The 21,213-nt window shown below is 63.2% G+C and carries 17 protein-coding genes and 1 pseudogene; 6 read left to right on the forward strand and 12 right to left on the reverse strand.

Features of this window, described 5'->3' with window-relative positions:
• Positions 1 to 66: 66 nt before the first annotated feature.
• A complete protein-coding gene (locus KFE19_10505; protein ID QUO36853.1) occupies positions 67 to 1,863 on the reverse strand; it encodes a PrpR N-terminal domain-containing protein in 1,797 nt (598 codons plus the stop codon).
• 213 nt (positions 1,864 to 2,076) lie between these two features.
• On the opposite strand from KFE19_10505, the gene KFE19_10510 reads away from it, so the two are divergent.
• The 3 genes and pseudogenes from KFE19_10510 to pdxA all read left to right on the forward strand — a co-directional run bounded on the left by KFE19_10510 (position 2,077) and on the right by pdxA (position 4,664).
• Positions 2,077 to 3,357, forward strand: a complete 1,281-nt coding sequence (locus tag KFE19_10510) for a four-carbon acid sugar kinase family protein (GenBank protein ID QUO36854.1) — start codon at positions 2,077 to 2,079, stop codon at positions 3,355 to 3,357.
• A pseudogene (locus KFE19_10515) lies at positions 3,320 to 3,478 on the forward strand (alcohol dehydrogenase). Before KFE19_10510 ends, KFE19_10515 begins: the two are co-directional and overlap by 38 nt.
• Positions 3,479 to 3,584: 106 nt before the next feature.
• Complete coding sequence (gene pdxA, locus KFE19_10520) at positions 3,585 to 4,664, forward strand: 4-hydroxythreonine-4-phosphate dehydrogenase PdxA (GenBank protein ID QUO36855.1); 1,080 nt, start codon at positions 3,585 to 3,587, stop codon at positions 4,662 to 4,664.
• Positions 4,665 to 4,739: 75 nt separating this feature from the next.
• On the opposite strand, the gene KFE19_10525 is transcribed toward pdxA, so the two are convergent.
• The 7 genes from KFE19_10525 to KFE19_10555 form a co-directional block, all read right to left on the reverse strand.
• Entirely contained in the window at positions 4,740 to 5,510 is a 771-nt protein-coding gene (locus KFE19_10525) for an HAD family hydrolase (protein ID QUO36856.1), read from the reverse strand.
• A gap of 18 nt (positions 5,511 to 5,528) precedes the next feature.
• Positions 5,529 to 6,569 (reverse strand): endonuclease/exonuclease/phosphatase family protein, encoded by a 1,041-nt coding sequence (locus KFE19_10530; protein QUO36857.1) that lies wholly within the window; start codon positions 6,567 to 6,569, stop codon positions 5,529 to 5,531.
• A gap of 5 nt (positions 6,570 to 6,574) precedes the next feature.
• Entirely contained in the window at positions 6,575 to 7,591 is a 1,017-nt protein-coding gene (locus KFE19_10535) for a LacI family DNA-binding transcriptional regulator (GenBank protein QUO36858.1), read from the reverse strand.
• A complete protein-coding gene (locus tag KFE19_10540; GenBank protein QUO36859.1) occupies positions 7,569 to 8,276 on the reverse strand; it encodes a hypothetical protein in 708 nt (235 codons plus the stop codon). Before KFE19_10540 ends, KFE19_10535 begins: the two co-directional genes overlap by 23 nt.
• A 237-nt stretch (positions 8,277 to 8,513) precedes the next feature.
• Positions 8,514 to 9,734 (reverse strand): ABC transporter substrate-binding protein, encoded by a 1,221-nt coding sequence (locus KFE19_10545; protein ID QUO36860.1) that lies wholly within the window; start codon positions 9,732 to 9,734, stop codon positions 8,514 to 8,516.
• A 79-nt stretch (positions 9,735 to 9,813) separates the two neighbouring features.
• Complete coding sequence (locus KFE19_10550) at positions 9,814 to 10,935, reverse strand: ABC transporter ATP-binding protein (GenBank protein ID QUO36861.1); 1,122 nt, start codon at positions 10,933 to 10,935, stop codon at positions 9,814 to 9,816.
• A gap of 30 nt (positions 10,936 to 10,965) precedes the next feature.
• Entirely contained in the window at positions 10,966 to 12,831 is a 1,866-nt protein-coding gene (locus tag KFE19_10555; protein ID QUO36862.1) for an iron ABC transporter permease, read from the reverse strand.
• A 254-nt stretch (positions 12,832 to 13,085) separates the two neighbouring features.
• Between KFE19_10555 and KFE19_10560 the strand changes: the two genes are divergently transcribed.
• From KFE19_10560 to KFE19_10570, 3 genes are all read left to right on the forward strand, one after another.
• The gene (locus KFE19_10560) at positions 13,086 to 14,120 is read left to right on the forward strand and encodes a LacI family DNA-binding transcriptional regulator (protein ID QUO36863.1); all 1,035 of its coding nucleotides are present in this window, start codon (positions 13,086 to 13,088) and stop codon (positions 14,118 to 14,120) included.
• A 407-nt stretch (positions 14,121 to 14,527) separates the two neighbouring features.
• Positions 14,528 to 15,283: a helix-turn-helix domain-containing protein gene (locus KFE19_10565; GenBank protein ID QUO36864.1), complete on the forward strand. Its 756-nt coding sequence runs from the start codon at positions 14,528 to 14,530 to the stop codon at positions 15,281 to 15,283.
• 515 nt (positions 15,284 to 15,798) lie between these two features.
• Entirely contained in the window at positions 15,799 to 17,175 is a 1,377-nt protein-coding gene (locus tag KFE19_10570) for a purine/pyrimidine permease (GenBank protein QUO36865.1), read from the forward strand.
• Positions 17,176 to 17,254: 79 nt separating this feature from the next.
• Here the strand turns inward: KFE19_10570 and KFE19_10575 are convergent, their stop codons facing one another.
• The 4 genes from KFE19_10575 to KFE19_10590 form a co-directional block, all read right to left on the reverse strand.
• On the reverse strand, positions 17,255 to 18,085 hold the full coding sequence (locus tag KFE19_10575) for a PepSY domain-containing protein (GenBank protein ID QUO36866.1): 831 nt from the start codon (positions 18,083 to 18,085) through the stop codon (positions 17,255 to 17,257).
• Positions 18,086 to 18,213: 128 nt separating this feature from the next.
• Positions 18,214 to 19,221 (reverse strand): hypothetical protein, encoded by a 1,008-nt coding sequence (locus tag KFE19_10580; protein ID QUO36867.1) that lies wholly within the window; start codon positions 19,219 to 19,221, stop codon positions 18,214 to 18,216.
• Between the two features lie 75 nt (positions 19,222 to 19,296).
• On the reverse strand, positions 19,297 to 20,064 hold the full coding sequence (locus KFE19_10585) for an IclR family transcriptional regulator (protein QUO36868.1): 768 nt from the start codon (positions 20,062 to 20,064) through the stop codon (positions 19,297 to 19,299).
• Between the two features lie 202 nt (positions 20,065 to 20,266).
• Positions 20,267 to 21,160 (reverse strand): dihydrodipicolinate synthase family protein, encoded by an 894-nt coding sequence (locus KFE19_10590; protein QUO36869.1) that lies wholly within the window; start codon positions 21,158 to 21,160, stop codon positions 20,267 to 20,269.
• Positions 21,161 to 21,213 lie beyond the last annotated feature (53 nt).

Below are 21,213 nucleotides of genomic sequence, written 5' to 3' on the forward strand. Positions count from 1 at the left end.
CACAGCCCATTGCATCGCACCCCCCGGCGGGAATCTCCCGCCGGGGGGTGCTGCGCTATGGAGCGATCAGTCCTTCTTTTGCAGCAGGCGCCACAAGGTCGTGCGGCTGATGCCCAGCCGTTTGGCGGCTGCCGTCTGGTTGCCGCCGGTTTCCTCCAGCACCCGCACGGCCACGTCCCGGCTGATCTGCTCCAGCGTCCGGTTCAGATCCAGAGGGGCGGAGGCGTTCTCCGCCCGGGGAGAAAATGCGCCCATGTGCCGCTCTTTGCGGAGGATGCGGCGCACGTCATCTCCTGAGATCATCTGACCGGCGGCAACCACCGCCAGCTCGCCCACGACCCGGCGGAACTGGGTGTAATTGTGCGGCCAGTGAAAGGATTGCAGCAGGGCCATGGCCTCCGGGTCCGCGCCTACCAGCTGCCGGGGGAGATCTGCGTTGAGATGGCTCAAAGACCGGTTGACCAGAGCGGGGATCTTCTCGGCCATCGACCGCAGGGGCGGAAGGAACAGCGACAGGCAGCACAGCCTGTCCATAAACAATGAGCCTGCGGCGGAGGTATACTCTCCCGGCTGACACACGCAGGAGAAGATGACCCGGTTGCGGCGGCATACGTCCATCTCCGTGAGAGCCGCCAGCAGCTGCCGGCGCCGCTCCCCGGGCAGGGCGTCAATGCTGGCAAAATAGAGGGTGGAGCCCTCGTCTGCCAGGGGGGAGTTGTGGTGTTCCAGCAGGAACGTCCAGCTTTTGTCATTGAGCAGACTGCAATTTACCGATATCAGGGGATTGCGCCGCAGGGGGCCGTGTATGTACAGCAGGCTGACCACGGACTCCTTTCCCGTTCCGTCCTCACCGGTGACCAGCACCGGGGCGCCGCTGCCGCTGATGCGGGCGATATCCTCCTGAAGATCGCTGAGGGACGCGGCAAAGCTGAAAATGCTGTCGCAGTAAGCGGCCTCCGCCTCCGGACGGGTGATAAAGCGAATGCCCGCCTGACTGGGCGACAGCGGAGAGCGTCTGGCCACAAAGAAAAAGGCGGTGTGGCGGCCGCTGCCCGAGGAGATCTGCCGGGAGCGGATGGAATACAGCATGCCGCCCAGATTCCGGGTGATGCGCCGCTCTCCTTCCCTTTGGGATTCCGGCAGCTCCCGCCGCAGCAGCTCCAGCAGGTCCGGAGAGGGGTTGTCCAGGGTGGAGAGAAAAAGTTCGCCGCTTTCTTCAAAAACCATGGTCTGACCGATCTGCCCATGGAGCAGTTCCCGGAAAAAGAGGTTTTCCTCCCGGAGCCGGGCCTGGCTGCGGCAAAGGGCCATAGCGCGCTCAAAAGCCTGACGCACGCTGTCGGCACCGGAGGTAATCAAAAACGAGTTCAGGCCCAGCCGCTTGGCGGCGGCGTTGGCGACGGCGTCGCAGAGGACGGTCTCATAATGCTCCGCCCTCAGCGCGGCCAGCACCGGCTCCACCTCCTCTGCACAGTTCACGGTGCGGATGTCGATGTCATAGCCCATCAGATCGCACAGCATCCGGGCGTTGGCGGTGATATTGTCAAAGGAGACCATGGCCGCCTTTTGGGCCTGTGCGGAAATTCCCGCCAGTTTCAGCGTGCACAGCAGGTCATAGGTGGATACGGGGATCTCGACGACCGGCAAAGGCAGGTTTTGCTTGAGCATTTTGGCGGTGCCGCCCCGGGAGATGATCACATCATAATCGCCATGGAAGTTGCTGCGGGCGATTTCCAGCCCCTGCTCCAGATCTCCCACAAGCAGTGTCAGATCCATCTGCGGGTACTCCTCTGCCAGAGCGGACATCAGGGATTTCATCCCCTCAAAGGGAGCGATCCCCAGGACCCGATAGTTGCCGTCCATAACTGCCTCCAAAACTGTTTAAAATTTAAACACATTATACCAAATCCACAAAAACAGAACAATCCTTTTTCAACGTGTTTCAAAGATAAACGCTTTGGAGGAGAAAAAAGGTTGCTGCATCATGTGCAGATTTGTAAAATAGAAGCTGTAATTGCGGAGAAAATGTAAGGTTTCTTGATGTTTCAAATGTGAACGACAGCGGGAGGCGGCGACATGGTTGACTTGCTGATTATTGCCGATGATTTTACCGGAGCGCTGGATACCGGTGTGCAGTTTGCCGCTCGCGGTGCGGCCACCAGCGTGATAACGGATCCGTCCTTTGATTTTGCCGGCGTGGATGCGGGGGTTCGGGTGCTGGTGCTGGATGCGGAAACCCGGCATCTGGCTCCTGAAAGAGCCTATGCCTTGGTCCGGCAGGCGGCAGCCCGGGCGCTGGATGCGGGGATCCGCTGCATTTACAAAAAGACAGATTCCGCCCTGCGGGGAAATGTGGGCGCCGAGCTGGCGGCGGTGCTGGACGCGGCCGGAGCAGACCGCATGCCCTTTGTCCCCGCCTTTCCCAAGATCCGCCGTATCACCCGGGACGGCATCCACTTCATTGACGGCGTACCGGTGGCGCAGAGCGTGTTCGGTCAGGATCCCTTTGATCCGGTGCGCCACTCCCGGGTATCAGAGATCCTGGGGGAGCAGACCGCTGCTCCGGTGATCCGGCGCAAAGCCGGGGATCCGGGAAACGATCTGCCCGGCATCCAGGTGTTTGACGCGGCCAGCGATGAGGATTTGGCCGCCATCGGCCGCCAGCTGGGCGCGGCGGGGGTGCGGCTGTCCGCCGGCTGCGCCGGCTTTGCGGCGGTGGTGGCGGATCTGCTGGCCCTGGAGGGGGCGCCTCCCCAGATCCCGGAACTGCACGCGCCCTTTTTTGTGGTCTGCGGCAGTGTGAACCCGGTGACTATCCGCCAGCTGGACGCGGCAGAGCAGGCGGGATTTCCCCGCCACCGGCTTTTGCCGGAGGAAAAGCTCCTGCCGGAATGGCTGGACAGTGCGGCCTGCGCCGCTGCTGTGCAGGACCTGCTGGCTTCAGCCAAACAGGAGGGCCGCTGTATCCTGGACAGCAACGATCCCCCGGAGAACAGCGCCGCGGCCCGGGACTTTGCCGCCGGGCGGGGCATGGATATTGAGGAGGTCCGGATCCGGATCTCCGGCACCATGGGGGGCGTGATGAAGCGGCTGCTGGACAGCGGCCTGGAGGCCACGCTGATGTGCTCCGGCGGCGACACCCTTCTGGCGCTGATGCGTGCCGTGGATGTGGCGGAGCTGATCCCCGTATGTGAATTGGCCACAGGCGTCGTGCTCACGTATTTTGTTTACCGTGGAAAAACCCATCCCATCATTGCCAAATCCGGCGGTTTCGGAGAGCCGGACCTGCTGTGCAGACTGGAGGAGCGGATCTGCACCGGAGCAGATCGTAAAGCACCTCCCCACCAGTCTCACTGAGTCCGGCGTGCCCGGAGAGGATCTGGAGGCCTCCGGCATGGAGGTCACCCGGCTGCTGGTGAGCAACATGCGCGAGGTGACGCCCGACGATGCGCGGAGCATCTATCTGGAGGTGCTGTGAGGGACGTCCTTGACGGATATCTTCTGGGCACAGGCGGAGAAGAACTGTAAAAAACAGGAGACAGGCCGGCGGAACCGGCCTGCACAAAGAGAAAGGAAGCATCATCATGGAAAAACCGATCCTTGGCATCTCTATGGGAGATCCCTTCGGCAACGGCCCGGAGATCACGGTCAAGGCGCTGGCTGACAAGCGCATTTATGACCGCTGCCGCCCCCTGGTAGTGGGCGACGCCGCCAGCATGGAGTACGCCGCAAAGGTCGCGGAGAAGCTCTCCGGCGTTCACCTGACGATCCGGCCCGTCAGCTCTGTGGCTGAGGCACAGTTCCGGTACGGCACCATCGACGTATATGACATGGGGATCGTCAAGGCCGGAGATATCCCCTGCGACCCTGCCGATCCCAGGCCCTTTGGGCTGGGAGCCACCGCCCTGGGCGGCGAGGCGGCCTTTTCGTATGTGGTGAAGGTGATTGAGCTGGCGATGGCCGGCGAGGTGGATGCCACCATCACCAACGCCATCAGCAAGGAGGCCATCAACATGGCCGGTCACCACTATTCCGGCCATACGGAGATCTACGCCGATTACACCCACACCTCCAAGTACACCATGATGCTGGCGCACAATGATCTGCGCGTGGTGCATGTCTCCACCCACGTCTCCCTGCGGGAGGCCTGCGAGCGGGTGAAGAAGGACCGGGTGCTGGATGTGATCCGCATTGCCAACGACGGCTGCAAGGCCATCGGTATCAGGGAACCCAAGATCGCCGTGGCCGGCCTGAACCCCCACTGCGGTGAAAACGGCATGTTCGGCACTGAGGAGATCGAGGAGATCCAGCCCGCCATCGACGCCGCCATGGCCGAGGGGATCATCATTCCCGAAAAGAAGCCCACGCCCCCGGATACGGTGTTTTCCAAGGCCCTGGGCGGATGGTACGACATCGTGGTGGCTATGTACCACGATCAGGGACATATTCCGCTGAAGGTGAAGGGCTTTGTTTACAACCGGGCGCTGGGCCACTGGGATGCGGTGGCAGGCGTCAATGTGACGCTGGGACTGCCGATTATCCGCGCCAGCGTGGACCATGGCACCGGGTTCGGCCACGCCGGAGACGGCCACGCCAATGAACTGAGCCTCATCAATGCCATGGATTACGGAATCCGCATGGCAAACGCCAAAAAGGGCTGCTGAGCGGCCAAAGACCCCGGAGATGTCTGAGGCCCCGGTTCCTCTGCCTTGCGCAGAGCAACCGGGGCCGTTTTGCGCTTATACGCCGGGGGCCATGGCGGGGTTCACGCTGTCCAGCCAGTCCACCAGGGCGCCGATGCGGTCGATGACCACGTCGGGCTTCTCCGCCCCGGCGCCCACCGCCGCGTCCTTCTGGGCGGAGAGGAAGGAGCCGATCTGGACCGCCTTGCCGAAGCCCGCCCTTTTGGAGCCAATGATGTCCCGGGAGACGGTGTCGCCCACATACACGCAGTTTTCCGCCGCCGCCTGCATCTGCCGCAGGGAGATGCGGAAGATCTCCGGGTGGGGCTTGCGGTAGCCGGTGACGCTGGAGACAGTCACATCCTCCATATAGGAGCGGATGCCGTACTGCTCCAGCACATCAAAGACGTTGTAGAGAGAGGCGTTGTTGGAGATCACGCCCAGGCGGTAGCCCCGGCGCCGCAGGGCTTCCAGGGTCTCCGGCACGTCAGGGCGCAGTTCCCGGTGGTAGAAGGTGACCTCCCAGAGGTTGGCCAGGGTCTCCGCCAGGGGCACCAGCTTTTCCCGGGGAAAGTCGAAGTCCCGGAGATAGAACTCCGGCCAGATCTCCTCCGGCTTCTTCTCCAGCCAGACCGATTCGCTCCAGGCCTTGTAGGCCCGCACGCCGGCAAAGACCTTTTCCCGGAACTCCTCCGGGGAGCAGCCGGGTTCCAGTCCGCCTGCCCGCAGGGTCTCCATCAGCCGTGTCACCACCAGGGCGCGGGTCTCGTCGTTGTACCAGATATCCTCCAGGGTGCCGCCCATGTCAAACAATACTGTGTTGAGCATCGCTCGATTCCTCCTTGCTTAAGTGGCCTGCCAGCCGCACAGGGCCCAAACCGCGTTGTGGTCCGACAGCTCCTCGCCGGTGAACCGCTCCAGGGCGGAGCCGGCCGGGGCGAAGCCGCAGTCGGCCCGTCGGGTGGAGATGGTGCGGCTGTCCGATGCCGTCATGCCCCGCACCAGCAGCCAGTCCAGCCGCAGCTCCAGGGCGCCGCCCCAGGGCAGGGGCTTGCGCCGGGTGGCCTCCGGCCGCAGAGGCACCAGCGTGTAGCCCAGGGCCTGGGCCGCGGGGAGACACTCCTCCCAGGCGGCCACATCCTCCAGGCACCGCCGCTGCAGCTCCGGAGAGGCGGCGATCTGGTTGATGGCGTCCTTGTCCCGGCCGTCGAAGGTGTTGGTGTTCAGGTCGCCGCCCAGGATCACCGGCAGGCCGGGGAACAGCTCCTCCGCCGCCTGCAGAACCGTATCCAGCTGCGCTTTGCGGCCGGGGCCGTGGGTCCGGTTCTCCAGGTGGATGGACCCAACGCCCACCCGCCGTCCGGCCACCTCAATCTCTGCCAGCACCGCGCAGCGGCCGCCGATGCGGCGCTGGCGGTCAAAATACCAGTTGTACTGCTCCGGCAGCCGCACGGCGGCGGCCCGCCGGATGGGCCAGCGGGAAAAGACGGCGTTGCCGTGGTAGCCCTTGGGATCGTCCTGGTTCACCAGCTCTATGAATTCCAGGGCGTAGACGTAGTTCAAGCCCAGACGCTCCGCCAGCTCCCGGGCGGTATCCCGCCCGCCGGAGCGGACACAGCCGTCGTCCAGCTCGTTGGCCAGGATCACGTCATAGGGCCGCACGTCGGGACAGGAGAGCAGGAAGTCACCCAGCTCCTCCAGGTGGACGCCCCGTTCCATATTGAACACCAGCGCTCCCAGAGACCCGGTGGTGCCCTCGGGCGCCGGAACCAGGTTGTGGATCCGGGCTTCGGCAAATTGGGGGATCTGCTGCATCACGGATTCCTGGGACTGCCGGTCCAGCAGCGCGCCAAGCTGCTGCCGCTTGGGACTGGAGATTGCTTCCATTTCTGTTACCCTCCTTGTCTTTCCATACAGGTGGAGCGTATGATCAACTCCGGCTGGACCAGATGGACTGTACGGCTGCGGTCTCCCCGGATCTGGGAGAGCAGCTGCTGTACAGCCAGACGGCCCTGCCGGCGTTTTTTCTGTGAGACGGTGGTCAGGTGGATGCGGGGCAGGTGCGAAAAGGAGATGTTGTCATACCCCACCAGGGACAGGTCCCGGGGCACACGGACGCCACAGGCCTCCGCCGCCTCCATCACCCGCAGGGCCACGATGTCCGAAAAGGCCAGCACGGCGTCCGGCGGACGGTCCTGGCGGAACAGAGCCAGCGTTGCCTCATAGGTCCACTGGCGGCTGTTGTCGGCCTGGTCCTGCGGCATGGCGTATTCCCTGCCGGTGAGTCCCGCCTCCGCCAGCGCCCGGCGGAAGCCCTCGGACCGCTGTACCTGGGTCAGGGACTGGTCCCGGCCGCCCAGAAACACCAGGTCCCGGTGTCCCAGCTCCAGCAGGTAGCGGGTGGCCCGATAGGCGCCGGCGATATTGTCCCCGGCCACGTAGCTGCTCTGGCCGTCGTGATTGATGCCGATGTAGACGCAGGGCAGGTCGCCCAGAACAGCTCTGTGGGCAGCCTGGGACTCCAGAGACAGAGGGGAGATCAGGATGCCGTCGATCCGGCGGCTGAGAAAGCCGTCGATGGCATGGAGCTCCTGGCGGGCGTCCCGCATGGAGTTGCTCAGCAGCATCCGGTAGCCCTGCTCCGCTGCCGCCTGCTCGATGGCGGTGGCCATGTCGGAGAAATAGGGGTTGGACACGTCCGGCACGATGACTCCAATGGTGTGGGTGGACTGTCCGGCCAGACCCCGGGCGGCGCTGTTGGGCACATAGCCCAGCTGGGCGCAGGCGGCCCGGACCCTCTCCTTGGTCTCCCGGCTGATGTCCGGGTGGTCGTCCAGGGCCCGGGACACCGTGGCAAAGCTGACACCCGCCAGGGCCGCCACATCTTTAATCGTCGCTCGTTTCGTCATCGTCGTCATCCATATACAGCAGCATGGCCTCCTCCTGCTCCGACCGGCCGGACATGGGCCCGCCGGCCCCCTCCGGGCCGAACAGGGCCGCATCCTGGGCAGCCTGGGGACCGGGAGCGGCGGCAGGCGTCTCCGCCTGTGGGGCGGGCGCTGCCGGCTGCGGGGCGGTCTGCGCCGCCTTTTTCCGGGGCTCCTTAGCGGCGGAGGCCTCCGCCGCCGCCCGGATCTCCTCCTGGAGAGTCTTGCGGCGGGCCACCAGCTGGGGATTGCGCCGCTTGAGGGCCAGGAAGATGCCCCAGGACACGGCGTTGCCCACCAGGACCGGCAGCAGGCCGAACAGGGAGATCAGCCGCAGCATGTCGGAGCGCACATCCGCATCCAGGAAGGAGGCGCCCACATAGAACATCAGCAGCGCCACCGCCAGCCCGGCGAAGCCGTAGGGGGCGATCCGCTTGTCCCGCAGCAGAAATTGCAGGCAGCACAGAGCGGTGCCCAGCAGGGCGATGAGGATGCCCTGGACCACGGTGCTGGAAGCTTCACTGCCCAGCCGCACAAGGCGGTACAGGGGCTCCGACAGCACGCCGTAGAGAATGCCGAACACGAACAGGTCGATCAGGGCCGCAAAGAAGGCCGTCACAGCCATGGAACTTTTCCTGCGGTGATGTTTGTCGATAAAGAAACCCATAGGCCCTCCTTGTGCCATGACGGCTGGAACTGAAAGCGGAAATGAGCGGCAGGCGGCGCCTGCCGGCGGAGCCGGGGAGGATCCCCCGCCCAGTCCTATGATATAGAATGATACATGCAGAGCTTAAACTGTGCTGAAAACAGCTCCAGCCTGTCCTGCTGCCGGGACAGACTGGAGCGGCGGGCGGACAGCCGCCCGCCGCTCCACGGATCCTTCAGGTTTTCCGGCCGCAGGGAATCAGCCCAGCATCTGCCAGAAGTCGCGGACGGTGTTGTAGTTCACATAGATCTCATCGGGATCGAAGGGAGAGGTGTTGAGATCGCTGAAGGGAGTAGAGCCCTCGGCAGGCTCGATATCGTCGCGGACAGGCCAGCCGCCCAGGGTGTTGAAGGGCTCATAGCCGGAGGTGTCACCGTCGATGCCGCCCATCATGAAGCGGATCAGCAGCTTGGCGGCGGCGGGATGCTGGCAGCCCTCCACCACGTACAGGGTGTTGATGGCGGGGATGCCGGCGGTGGGATACAGGTTCACAGGAGCCAGGACCCAGCCGTTGTCCTCGTTCTTGCGCAGCTTGGAGGAGGCGCAGAAGCCAATGGGAGGATCTGCCTGACCGGGCGTGCCGACAGACTCGGCGATCTCATCGGAGGAGGCGGTGAAGGTGGGCTTGTTGTCGTGCAGGCGCTTGAGGAACTCAAAGCCGGCGTTGGTGCAGCCGTCGGAGAGGACCAGATCCTCGCCGTAGAGCTCCTTGTAGGCGGCGGCCAGCTGATCGGGCACATCACCCACGCAGAAGCCGGTGATCCAGGAGCCCCAGGAGATATTGTCCAGGGGGTTCTGCATCATAATCTTACCCTGCCACTGGGGTTCCGTCAACTGCCAGATATTCGTAATGGGAGAGCCGTCGGGATAGGCCTCGGTGTTGTAGAACAGCTGGGTCAGCTCGATGTAGAGCGGAGTGGCGGTGGCGGTGTAGGAGGGATCGATGTGGGCGAAGATGTCCTCGGGCTGATAGAGGTAGAACACCTTGTTCTTCACGTACTCGTTGTACAAAGAGCCGTCCATATCCTTGATGTGGACCACGTCGGCCACGTACTGACCGGCCTCGTGCTCGCGGGTGACCTTCTCCAGCAGCTCGTTGGTGGAGATGTCGAAGGCCTCGCACTTGAGCTCGGGGTACTTGGCCATGAAGGCCTCGGCCACCTTGCCGCAGCGGGAGGAGATGGAGTAGAGGGTCACGGTGCCGCCCTCTTCGATGGCCTTCTGATACAGTTCCTCGTCGGTTTCATTGGTGGCGTAGATGTTGGCGGTCTCCTCCCAGGCGGTCAGCGTGGATTCAGCGCCGTCGCCGGAGGGTTCTTCGCCGCCGGTGGAGGTGTCGCCGCCTCCGCCGCAGGCGGTCAGGGAGAACAGCATGACCGCTGCCAAAAGGATGCTGAGCAATTTCTTGTGCTTGAACATGTTCCTTTTCCTCCTTTTTTCTTCCGGGTGATTGCAGGTTGATCGGGATGGTGAACGCGGCGAAAGCCGCGGGGCGCTCTTACAGGGAGTACTTAATCAGCTTTTCGCTCTTGGTATCAAAGACGTTGATCTTCTTGGGGTTGAAGGTGAGGTACACGGTCTCGTCGCCGGAGTAGTGGGTGGAGCCCAGCTCCTTCACCGTCAGCATGGCGTCGCCCACCCGGACGCTGACCAGGGTCTCAGAGCCGGCGGGCATGCCGGAGTAGACGCGGCCCTCCACCTGCTCGGGAGCGGTGCGCTGGCGGGAAATCACGATCTGCTCAGGGCGGACGCCCAGGGTGATGTCCAAATCGCCGGAGGTGGGGGCCTCGGCGGTCATGTCCTCCCGGGGGAAGCTCATGGCGCCCAGAACGCCTTCCACGCTGAGGCCGTCAGAGCTGGCCTTGCCCTTGACCTTTACGAAGTTGATGCTGGGGTTGCCGATGAAGTCGGCGGTGTAGAGGTTCACCGGGTTGTCGTACAGCTCCAGGGGCGGGGCCACCTGCACCAGCTCGCCGTGACGGAACAGGGCGATGCGGGTGGACATGGTCAGGGCCTCTACCTGGTCATGGGTGACATAGATGATGGTGCTGCCGGTCTCGTGGTGGAGCCGCTTGAGCTCGGAGCGCATATCCACGCGGAGCTTGGCGTCCAGATTGGACAGGGGCTCATCCAGCAGCAGCAGCCGGGGCTCGGACACGATGGCCCGGGCGATGGCCACGCGCTGCTGCTGGCCGCCGGACAGCTCCGTGGGATACCGCTTGGCGTACTCGCCGATCTGCATCCGCTCCAGAGCGCTCTCCACCATCTTCTTGATCTGGTCGGAGGGGGTCTTGCGGATCTTCAGGCCGAAGGCCACGTTTTCATACACCGTCATGTGGGGCCACAGGGCGTAGGACTGGAACACCAGGTTCAAATTCCGCTGGGAGGGCGGGGCGAAATAGGCCTCGGCGGCATTGACGATCTCCTTGCCGTCCATGTAGATGAAGCCGTTCTGGGGCTTTTCCAGGCCGGAGACCACACGCAGCGTGGTGGTCTTGCCGCAGCCGGAGGGGCCCAGCAGCGTCATGAATTCGCCGTCCTCGATGGTCAGGTTCAGATCCTTCAAAACGTGGTTCTTACCATAATATTTATCAACATGTACCAGTTCGATCTTGCTCATGTCTCTCGTCTCCTCTCTATGTCCGAATGCTCAGCCCGCCATGCTCTTGGCCAGGTCGGCATCGCCGAAGATATTGGCCAGCGCGTACACCAGGAACACGATGGCGAACATCACGATCGCCACACAGTTGGATGCCTGGGGCGAGTTGCCGTTTTGATACTGGAACGCCAGATAGGGCAGCGTGGAGGTGGTCGGGGTCATAATGAGGATGATGAGGTCCAGTTCCTTCATGATGGACACGAAGATCAGCATAAAGCCGGAGATGAAGCCGCCCTTGGACAGGGGGAACACGATCTTGACGAACCGTTTGAAGAAGCCGGCGCCCTCGATGGTGGCGGCCTCCTCCAGCTCGCCGCTGATCTGCAGCATGTTGGAGGTGCCGGCACGGGAGGCGAAGGGCAGGTGCTTGACCACGGACACCAGGGTCAGCAGGGCGAAGGTGCCGTACAGGGCCGGGACCAGCGTCACGCCGAAGAGGGTCTGGGGCTGGGAGAACATGGACAGGTAGATGCCGCCGAAGGCCACGGAGGGGATCAGGTAGGGGATGAACACCAGCTGCTCCACCAGCTTGCCGTGGAACTTGCCGCGGCCCTTGGCACAGATATAGCCCAGCATCTGGCCGAAGATGGTGCCGAACACGCCGTTGACCAGGGTCAGCCGCAGGGAGTTGAGCAGGGCCTTGATGAAGTCGCTGTTTTTGAAGATGCCGGGCATGCCCTCCATGATCTTGGGGTCGGGATCGCCGATCCAGTAGTGGAGCGTGAAGTTGGACAGGCTGTAAACGCCCTCCTTGAGCATGCAGCTCTCCAGGATCAGGATCACGATCGGCATGATGATGCCCACCGCGAAGAACACGAACAGGATCAGCGTGATGACGGGCCGGCCCACGCGGCCCAGGCCGATCAGGGTGGAACGGCCGCCCTTGCCGCCGATGGTGGCGTAGGACTTCCGGGCGCCGATGAGCTTCTGGTTGACGAACACCGCCAGAGAGGCAATGCAGATCATGATGATGGCCATGGCAAAGGCCGTCTGGGTGTTCTGGGACTTGTTGTTCATGTACAGCTGGCTGGACAGGGTATAGAACTGTGCGGGAGAGCCCAGGTAGTTGATGACGCCGAAGGTTCCGATGGCCTTGGAGAAGGTCAGGATCACCGCCGACAGCATGGCCGGCAGCACCAGGGGCATGGTGATGCGCCGCAGGATCATGGCCTTGCTGGCGCCCTGGATCTCGCCCATCTCCTCCAGCTCGGAGTTGATGGAGTTCAGCGCCGCGGAGACCAGCAGGTATGTATAGGCGTAATAGTGCAGGGTCAGCACGATGATGATGGCCAGCCTGCCGTAGGCGATGGGCTCCAGCCAGTCCAGATTGGTCACGCCCAGGGACTGCATGATGGAGGCCACAAAGCCCGGCGCACCGCCCAGCCGCGGCGTCTTGAACATGGACAGCCAGGCCTGGGATTTGCACCAGGAGGGGATCATGTAGGGGATGATCACCGCCAGGGAGAAGAAGGGCTTGCAGGGCAGATCGGAGCGGACCATGAGCCAGGCCAGCACGGCGCCCAGCAAGATGGCGAAGAAGGATACGCCCACGCCGATGGTCAGGGAGTTGAGCAGCGGCTTGATCAGCATGTTCATGGACAGTTCGCTGGCCAGCAGCCGCTGCCAGTAGTAGAAGGTGAACTTGCCCACGTCCTCGGGGCCGCCGCCCACGGCGCGCAGATCCCGCTGAGCCAACTGGAAGGTGGTGGCGATCATGTCCAGCAGCGGCACCACGATCAGGTAGATCAGAAGGATGATGGCGATGAGGACGATGATGTTGTAGGGGTTTGTCACGACGGCCTTGATTTGGTTTTTCAAGCGCCTTGACTTGGAATAGGTCTGCTGTGTTTGTTTCATTGCGCTCAATCTCCCCTCTCTTTCCTGCGAATCGTCTGCAAATTTTATGCAAACGTTTTCGTTCCATGGCTTTACATTAGCATTCATACACCAGATTTGTCAAGACGTGATTTGTATTTTCAACATTTATATGCAAGGTAAAACTATATATTTGTCTCATATGCACAATGTTTGCGGGGAAATTCTCTGGTATAATGATGGTGCAAACGTTACCGGGTATCTTCCGGAAATCGCCGCAGACAGGAGGCGCTTCCATGCAGCAGGTGACCATCAAAGACATCGCCCGGCTGGCGGGCGTCTCCGTGACCACCGTGTCCCGGGCGCTGAATCACGCCCCCGAGATCCGGGCGGAGACCCGGGAGCGGATCCTGAAGCTGTGCCGGGAGCAGGGCTATCGGACCAATCTGCTGGCGAGGAGCCTGGTGTCCAGCCGCTCCAATGTGCTGGGGCTGATCCTGCCCTCCATCTCCAATCCATTTTATGCGGCGCTGGCGCTGAATATCGAGACCTTTGCCAGGGAGCGGGGCTACCAGGTGATGCTGTCCACCGGCCGGCCCGGAGACGACCGGATTGAGACGCTGTTTGACTTCCTCATCAGCCAGCGGGTGGATGCCGTGCTTTTGGCCAATGCCAGCGACGCGGCCCATGTCCTTTTGGGCCGCTACCACGAGACGGTGCCCTGCGTGCTGCTGGGCAGCCACGCCCGGGATACCTCCCGCCTGCGCATCAACGCCGTCAGTGTGGACAACTACGCCGGCGGCCATCTGGCGGCGGAGTATCTGCACCGCCTGGGTCACCGGCGGGTGGTGTATCTGGGGCGGCGCCTGGGTACCGCCTCTCATACCCTGCGCTACAAGGGCTTCCGGGACGCCGCCCGGGAGCTGGAGATGGAGCTGCGGACCGTGGAGAACACCGGCGGCTCCTCCAGCGTGGAAAACGGCCGTCGCATGGGGCTGGAGCTGCTGTCCGCCCCGCTGCCGGAGACCGCAGTCTTTGCCGCCTCCGACGCGGTGGCGCTGGGCGTTCTCCAGGCGGCGGATGAGCTGGGGGTGGACGTGCCCGGACAGCTGTCCCTGATGGGGTTTGACAACATCGAGTATGCCGGCCTGCCCGGTATCCAGCTGACCACCCTGTCCCAGAACGTACCCCTCCTGGCCCGAACGGCGGTGCGGCTGACCCTGGAGCTGATCGAGAGCCAGGAGCAGGAGGTGTATACCCGCAAGCTGGTGACGCCGACCCTGATCGAGCGGGCCACCTGCCGGCCGCTGACGCCGGATGGAGCCGGCTGAGCCATATACGACACCGCCCCGCCCCCGCAAGGGAGGCGGGGCTTTTGCTGCTGCTTTTTTATTGGTGCGGTGGTATGATACAAAAGAGATGAAGAAGAGAAGGCGGCGCCGTAGCGCGGATCGCCCCGCTGGAGGAGGGCGGCGCCCCGGGCCGCGGATCGCCGCGGCACTGGGGGACGGAGAGGGCGTGCGTCCGGCGGGGCATCCCGGCCCGGCAGCTCCGGCCGGAGCTGCTGCACAAAGACGGAGGGCGCCGTCGGGAGAGGCGGTATGTGCGCGCTGCACCTGCTCCGGGGAGACGAAAATTTTGCGGGGATCACGCAGGTTTGGCGATATTTGTCCAACTCTACTGTTGATCGGTTGCCGCGCCGCCCCGGAGCCGGTATGCTGTTGCCGAGGTGATAGATGTGTTTACCATTGACAAACAGGCGTTCGGCGCCTTTGTGGCGCAGCTGCGCCGGGAAAAGGGGCTCACCCAGAAAGAGCTGGCCCGGGAGCTGTACGTATCTGACAAGGCGGTGAGCAAATGGGAGACCGGCGCGTCCATTCCGGATACCGCTCTGTTGGTCCCGCTGGCGGAGCTGCTGGGGGTGACGGTGACGGAGCTGCTGCTGTGCCGGCGGCAGGTGGACCAGGCGCCCATGGACGCCCGGACGGTGGAGGACGTGGTGAAAACCGCCATTGCGTACTCCGATGAAAAAGCCCGGCGGGTGTGGCGCAGCTGCGGCCGCTGGCCGCTGTGGTACGGGCTGACGTTGCTGCTGGGAGCGGCGGGGCTGCTTTTCGGCGCGCTGGTGAACGCGCCCGTGGAAAATGCGGGGACGGCCGTGCTGCTGGGGGCAATTTTCGGCGCGTGGTTCTGCTTTTTTGCCCCGCAGGAGCTGCCGCGGTTTTACGATGAGCATGTGATCCACGGCATGATGGACGGCCCCTTCCGCATGAATGTCCCCGGTGTCCGCTTCACCAACCGCAACTGGCCCCACATCGTGACGGTGGGACGGGTGTGGAGCTGCGCCGTCATGGCGGGGATGCCGGCGGTCACCCTGGCGGCGCATGCGCTGTGGCCGGAGCTCTGGGAGCAGTGTCAGCTGGCGGTGTTTCTGACCGCCATGCTGGGAGGTCTGTTCGTCCCCATCTATGTGGCGGGCAGGCGGTTTGAGTAGGGAAACCTCCGCTCAAAAAGGGCCGCGCCTGAAAAACCCCAAAGGGATGATATGTGGAAACGTCTGCGCTGCCGGCCGGCAGCGCAGACGTTTCCTTTTGACAAACAGGGCATGACCGGTTTGGAGACGGGAGAACGGACTCCCTTCTGCGCCCTGTGGGATTGGAGGAAACGGCTCCGGGCGGGGCAAGTCCGGCCGTTGAAAACAGGGGGGCGCGGCCATCCGGACACCTCCGGCAAATCCGGGCCCGCTGCGCCTGCCGGGCGGCGGACCGCTGCGGGGCAGGCGTAAAGCGGCTGGTCGCCGGAGGCGGGTATGACAGGGCTGCCTGCCGCAGCCTCAAAATATTTTGTGCAACCTAAATAAAAGTGTTGCATTTTAAAGGTTGACCTTTTATAATATGGCACAAGCCAGCTCCGGGGAAGTCGCGGATAACTTTTGTTAACCTTTTCGTATCCGATGGACGCCCGCCGGCATCGCCGGTCCTGGCAAATATATAAAAGGAGTCTTGCTACATGAAAACCACAGCGCAGAGGAAGGAAAGCAGCATCGACAACATCTACCGCCTGGACGGGCGGGTCCCCATCGGACGTGCCATCCCCTTCGGATTGCAGCACGTGCTGGCCATGTTCGTGGCAAACGTGGCGCCCCTCATCATCATCGCCTCGGTGGCGGTGTACAACGGGGCCCCCTTCACCGCCGCGGAGACGGCCCAGCTGCTGCAAAACTGTATGCTGATCGCCGGCATCGGCACCCTGGTCCAGCTGTACCCGGTGTGGAAGATCGGCTCAGGGCTTCCGGTGGTCATGGGACTGAGCTTCACATTCCTGGCCGCCGCCATGACCACCGCCTCTCAGGACTACGGCGTCATGGTGGGCGCCATCATCGTAGGCGGCTGCTTTGAGGGCATCCTGGGTCTGACCGCCAAGTACTGGCGGCGGATCATCAGCCCCACCCTCTCCGCCTGCGTGGTCATCTCCATCGGCCTGAGCATCCTGAATGTGGGCGTGTCCTCCTTCGGGTCCTCCTCCGCCTACCCCCTGGGGTCCTGGCAGAACCTGCTGGTGGCCGCCATCACCCTGGCGGCGGCCCTGGTGTTCCACACCATGCTCAAGGGCGTGGCCAAGCAGCTGTACGTGCTGCTGGGCATGCTGGTGGGCTACGTGGTATCCATCTTCTTCGGCATGGTGGACTTCGGCTCCATGGCCGACACCATCGGCCAGCTGGGCGTGGTGGCCGTGCCCCGGCTGTTCGCCTACGTGCCCAAGTTCCAGATCGGCGCCATCTTCTCCTTCGCCCTGGTGTTCATCGTCTCCGCCGTGGAGACCATCGGCGACACCACCGCCACCTGTACCGGCGGCCTGGGCCGGGACATCACGGAGAAGGAGCTCTCCGGCTCCCTGTGCTGCGACGGCTTCGTCTCCGCCATCTCCGGCGGCGTGTTCGGCTGCTCCCCCATCACCTCCTTCAGCCAGAACGTGGGCCTCATCTCCATGACCCACGTGGTCAACCGCTACTGCATCATGTTCGGCGCCCTGGCTATGATCCTGGGCGGCCTGTTCCCGCCGGTGGGCGCCTTCTTCACCACCCTGCCGGACTGCGTGCTGGGCGGCTGCACCGTCATCATGTTCGGGTCCATCATGATGTCCGGCGTGAAGATGCTTCAGGAGGCCGGGCTGAACAACCGCAGCACCCTCATCGCCGCCACGTCCATCTGCCTGGGCGTGGGCGTCACGGAGGTGGACGGCTTCTTTGACAATCTGCCCGCCGTGTTCGGCGACGTGTTCGCCGGCAACATGGTGGCCGGTGTGTTCGTGGTGGGGCTCATCATGGAGCTGTGCCTGCCCAAGGACCCCGCCCGCTACGAGACCCGCCCGGCGGAAAAGAACTGAGCGGCCTGCAAATGCGCAAAAAACCAGCCGGGACGGATCTTCCGTCCCGGCTGGTCTTGTGTTTGGGGGAAGCGTGCGGTCAATCCCGGTCGGCGTCCCAGTCCAGGATGGCGCCGGTGGCGGCGTCGATCTCGAACTCATACTCCATGCGTCCGCTGCGCAGCTCACCCTCGTAGAGGAGGCGGCCGTCGTCGTGCTCCAGCTGGAACTTGGTGTAGACGCCGGTGGTGCCGGCGGTCCGCTCCACGATCTGCTTCACCTGGGTCTCAGTGAGGAGGTCCTCCCCGCCGGCGGCGGGGGCGTACCACTCGATGTCGTAGTCAAAGCTCAGGACAGCGCCGGTGGCGGCGTCGATCTTGTAGTTGTACTCCCGGCTGCCGGCAAAGAAGTCCACCTCGTAGACCCGGAGGCCGTCGTCAACATCCACTTCCGTCTCCATAAAGAGCGTGTCGGCGGCCTTCACGCCGGCGTGGGTCAGAGCGGCGGTCTGGGCCGCCTCGGCGCCGATGTCGGTGCCGGACTGGGTGTAGCCCCGGCCCTTCCGGTCCTGGTCGTAGCTGCGTACGGTGCCGGAGGCGGCGTCCACCTCCACCTCGTACTTCCAGTCTCCGGAGAGGAACTCCACCTCGTACTCCAGACGGCCGTCGTCATAATCGCGCTTGGCCCAGATCCAGCTGACCTGGTCGGCGGTCAGCCCCGCGGTCTCCAGAGCCAGGGTCTTGGCGCCGGCCTCGTCCAGGGCGGCGGGCTTGGCGGCGTCGGAGACCGCAGTGGCGGAGAGGGTGGTGACGGCGGGGGCGGCAGATGCGGTCTGGCTGCGCTCCGTGGCCAGGGTGGGGGCGATCAGGGCTCCGCCCACCACGGCCAGGGCGGCGCAGCTCACCAGGGTGCGGGTAACGATCTTCTTCATCTTTATGTCCTCCTCAAGGTTGTTTTTCAGCAATCGTCGGGGGGTGTTGTTTGCTGTTCGTCAGTATAATGCGGGAGGAGGCACGTTTATTGCGCGGAGCAAAAAAATTTTTTCAACCTGCAAAGGGGTCACGGCCCCGGGGCGGGAGATTGGGCCAGCTCATCGTAGGAGAGCAGCTGCAGCAACTCGTTATAAATGGCAGTGACCTCCTGGACGTAGTCGGCCCCGCTGTTGTAATCCCGCAGAGCGTGCCAGAGGGGATGGCTGCGCAGATGTTCCAGGTAGACGGGCACCAGCTTCTCCGCCGCCAGACGGATGCTCTCTGTATCCGAGATCGGCCGCCGGGTCTTTACCTGCATGATCCCCAGAGTCATCTCTTTTCCGGGGTGCAGTGCCATCCAAAGGCGCTCTGCCGCCCGGAACAGCGGCGGACGGTTGTGGTCCTCGTAGATCATCACCGCATAGAGCAGGCAGACCAGCTCGCCCCGGCGGGAGCGGTGCTCCGCCGGGCAGCAGCCGTCTACCAGGGACCGGAGGGACGCGCCGTATCTCCGGGAAAAGACGTCGTAGCGCCTGCGGATAGCCTGGCTCCGCACCTCCTGAGAGTACAGGCGCCCTTCCTCAAAGGCACCCCGGCACACGTCCCAGGCTGCCTTGGCGATGTAAGCCAGGATGGCGAACCAGACGGCGTTGCGCAGGTCCTGGGCCGAGATGAACACGCTTTCCCCCGCCTCCATCAGCGGCATCAGGGCGCCGAAAAAGACCCCCTCCCCCAGCAGCAGGGAAAAGACCGCGGACAGCAGCTCGTAGCGCCGGTTGATCAGCCAGAACCGGTTTTTCGCCGCGATGTACAGCGCCCGCAGCATCCAGTACAGCGGAACAGTCAGCCAGAGAGAGCGGCAGAGGGCGTCCCAGCCGGCACGCTGGAAAAGGGCGCACAGAAGGGCGGTATAGATGGCGGGATTGACGGTCTTTTGAAAGAAATTTCCGGAAAACTGCTGCTCCGGCTTGGGATCGAAGGAAAATTTTCCGTATGCAAACAGATCCCCCCGGTGACGGTACTGAATGGCGCCCAGAAGGGCGTTCAGACAAAACAGCCCCAGAGCCAGCAGCAGGTTCAGCAGGAAAAAGCGCATGGGATCCCTCCTTTTTTATAATGAAGAACAAAAAAACAGCGGCGCTCATTGGCGCCGCTGGGCCCGCTGCGGGCGTTACGTCCGGTAGCCCAGAAGCCGGGAGATATTGGATGCGGTCGCCCGGACGTTGGAGATCATGAAGTCCTGGTCCTTCTCCATCCGGTAGTCGGGACCGGAAATGCTGACTGCCCCGATGATGTGGCGGTTGAGGTCGTAAATAGGTGCCGCCACGCAGATCAGCCCCTCCTCAATTTCCCCATCGTCCATGGCGTACCCGTTGAGCCGGGCCTGGTTCAGCTGGAGCCGCAGCAGGTCCGGGTCGGTGATGGTTTTTTTGGTCAGAGGTACGGCCTTGAGGCGCATCCAGCTGCAATACTCGTCAATATAGGCCGGGTCCTGACCGGCCAGCATGACTTTGCCGCTGCTGGTGGCATAGGCTGGGGCCCGGGTGCCCACCCGGGTGTTGCAGACGATGGAGCGGTGAGTCTCCACCTTGTCCAGATAGAAAATATCGTGTTCCAGCAGTACGCTGAGATTGATGGTCTCCCGGACCGTGGCGCTGAGATGCTCCAGCTCCGGCCGGGCTGTCTGCCGCAGGTCCGACTGGCCCAGAATGGCGCTGGCCAGCAGCATCAGCCGGGGGCCCACCCGATAGCTCTTGCGCACCGGGTCCTGGATCAGGTACTGCCGCTCCGTCAGAGTGGAGACCTGCCGGAACACCGTGGTGGTGGGCAGGTCCAGATACTCCACCAATTCCTTCAGCGTCCACTCTGTCTCCCGGTCCATAAAGCACTCCAGGATCCGCAGGGCGCGGAGAATGCTGGATACCTGCTCTTTGGCCATGTGGCCTCACATCCTTTCCAACAGGGAATGGGGCGAAAAAGATCGCCCGCCGTCATTCCAATATATCATGGAATAGCGGGCTTGGAAACCCCCTTTTTCCGCCACGCGGAAGGAAGAACCGTTTTGTGGAAAAAGTTGGAGGATGATTCAGTCATAAAAACCGCCGCCGTGTCCATAGACACGGCGGCGAAAGAGAACGGGATTACTGTACGCCCTCCCGGTTCAGCAGCTCCAGGATCTTGGCGTCATCCTCCACAGTGGCGTTGGGCATGGGGAAGGTGCCCACGCTGGTGGCGGCAATGCCCCGCAGGCGGCAGGCCTCCTTGATCACCGGCAGGAAGGGGCTGCGGACGGTGTACAGGTCCATCAGCCGGTCGATGATCTGCTGACCCTGGGCGATGCCGGCCAGGTCGTTCTCCCGGAAGGCCTTGACCCAGGCGGCGCAGATCTCGGGCACCACGTTGCTCAGGGCGCCGATGCAGCCGTCGCCGCCGGCCAGGACGTTATGGGCGAAGTTGTCGTCGAAGCCGGAGTAGATCTCGAACTGGGGAATGTGGGACTTGACTACCTTGATCAGCTCCCGGGTGTGGTCCATGCCGGAGACAGTGTCCTTCATGCCCACGATGTTGGGGTGGATCTTGGCCAGGGCCAGTACCGTCTCGGCGGGAATGGTGTAGCCGGTGTTGTCGGGGAAGTTGTAGATGTAGATATCGCCGTGGATCTGCTGGGCCAGCCGGTCATAGTACTGGAGCAGGGCGCTGGCGTCGAAGTGGAAGTAATAGGGAGGCAGGATCATGACGGCGTCGGCGCCGGCGTCCAGGCAGTAGTTGGAGAAGCTGACGATCTCGTCGGCCACCATGTGGCTGGTGCCGATGATCAGCTTTACCCGGTGGTTCACCTTTTCAATGGCGAACTTGGCCATCTCCCGGCGCTGGTCCATGGGCATGGCGAAAAACTCACTGCTGCTGCCCTCTACCAGGATGCCGTCCACACCCTGGTCGATCAGGTTGTTGAACAGCCGCTCCTGGCTCACCAGGTCCAGGGTGCCGTCCTCGTTGAAGAGCGTGATGGCGGGGGTCAAATAGGCTGCGTTCATAAAATTGTCCTCCTTGTACCGCTTCGAAATCCCAGCGATTCCGAAATACGGAA

Source organism: Dysosmobacter sp. Marseille-Q4140 (genome assembly GCA_018228705.1).
Lineage (GTDB): Bacteria > Bacillota > Clostridia > Oscillospirales > Oscillospiraceae > Oscillibacter.

Coding starts and splice junctions, on each gene's coding strand:
- KFE19_10505 (QUO36853.1), bottom strand. CDS start 1,863: ATGGACGGCAACTATCGGGTCCTGGGGATCGCTCCCTTTGAGGGGATG.
- KFE19_10510 (QUO36854.1), top strand. CDS start 2,077: ATGGTTGACTTGCTGATTATTGCCGATGATTTTACCGGAGCGCTGGAT.
- pdxA (QUO36855.1), top strand. CDS start 3,585: ATGGAAAAACCGATCCTTGGCATCTCTATGGGAGATCCCTTCGGCAAC.
- KFE19_10525 (QUO36856.1), bottom strand. CDS start 5,510: ATGCTCAACACAGTATTGTTTGACATGGGCGGCACCCTGGAGGATATC.
- KFE19_10530 (QUO36857.1), bottom strand. CDS start 6,569: ATGGAAGCAATCTCCAGTCCCAAGCGGCAGCAGCTTGGCGCGCTGCTG.
- KFE19_10535 (QUO36858.1), bottom strand. CDS start 7,591: ATGACGAAACGAGCGACGATTAAAGATGTGGCGGCCCTGGCGGGTGTC.
- KFE19_10540 (QUO36859.1), bottom strand. CDS start 8,276: ATGGGTTTCTTTATCGACAAACATCACCGCAGGAAAAGTTCCATGGCT.
- KFE19_10545 (QUO36860.1), bottom strand. CDS start 9,734: ATGTTCAAGCACAAGAAATTGCTCAGCATCCTTTTGGCAGCGGTCATG.
- KFE19_10550 (QUO36861.1), bottom strand. CDS start 10,935: ATGAGCAAGATCGAACTGGTACATGTTGATAAATATTATGGTAAGAAC.
- KFE19_10555 (QUO36862.1), bottom strand. CDS start 12,831: ATGAAACAAACACAGCAGACCTATTCCAAGTCAAGGCGCTTGAAAAAC.
- KFE19_10560 (QUO36863.1), top strand. CDS start 13,086: ATGCAGCAGGTGACCATCAAAGACATCGCCCGGCTGGCGGGCGTCTCC.
- KFE19_10570 (QUO36865.1), top strand. CDS start 15,799: ATGAAAACCACAGCGCAGAGGAAGGAAAGCAGCATCGACAACATCTAC.
- KFE19_10575 (QUO36866.1), bottom strand. CDS start 18,085: ATGAAGAAGATCGTTACCCGCACCCTGGTGAGCTGCGCCGCCCTGGCC.
- KFE19_10580 (QUO36867.1), bottom strand. CDS start 19,221: ATGCGCTTTTTCCTGCTGAACCTGCTGCTGGCTCTGGGGCTGTTTTGT.
- KFE19_10585 (QUO36868.1), bottom strand. CDS start 20,064: ATGGCCAAAGAGCAGGTATCCAGCATTCTCCGCGCCCTGCGGATCCTG.
- KFE19_10590 (QUO36869.1), bottom strand. CDS start 21,160: ATGAACGCAGCCTATTTGACCCCCGCCATCACGCTCTTCAACGAGGAC.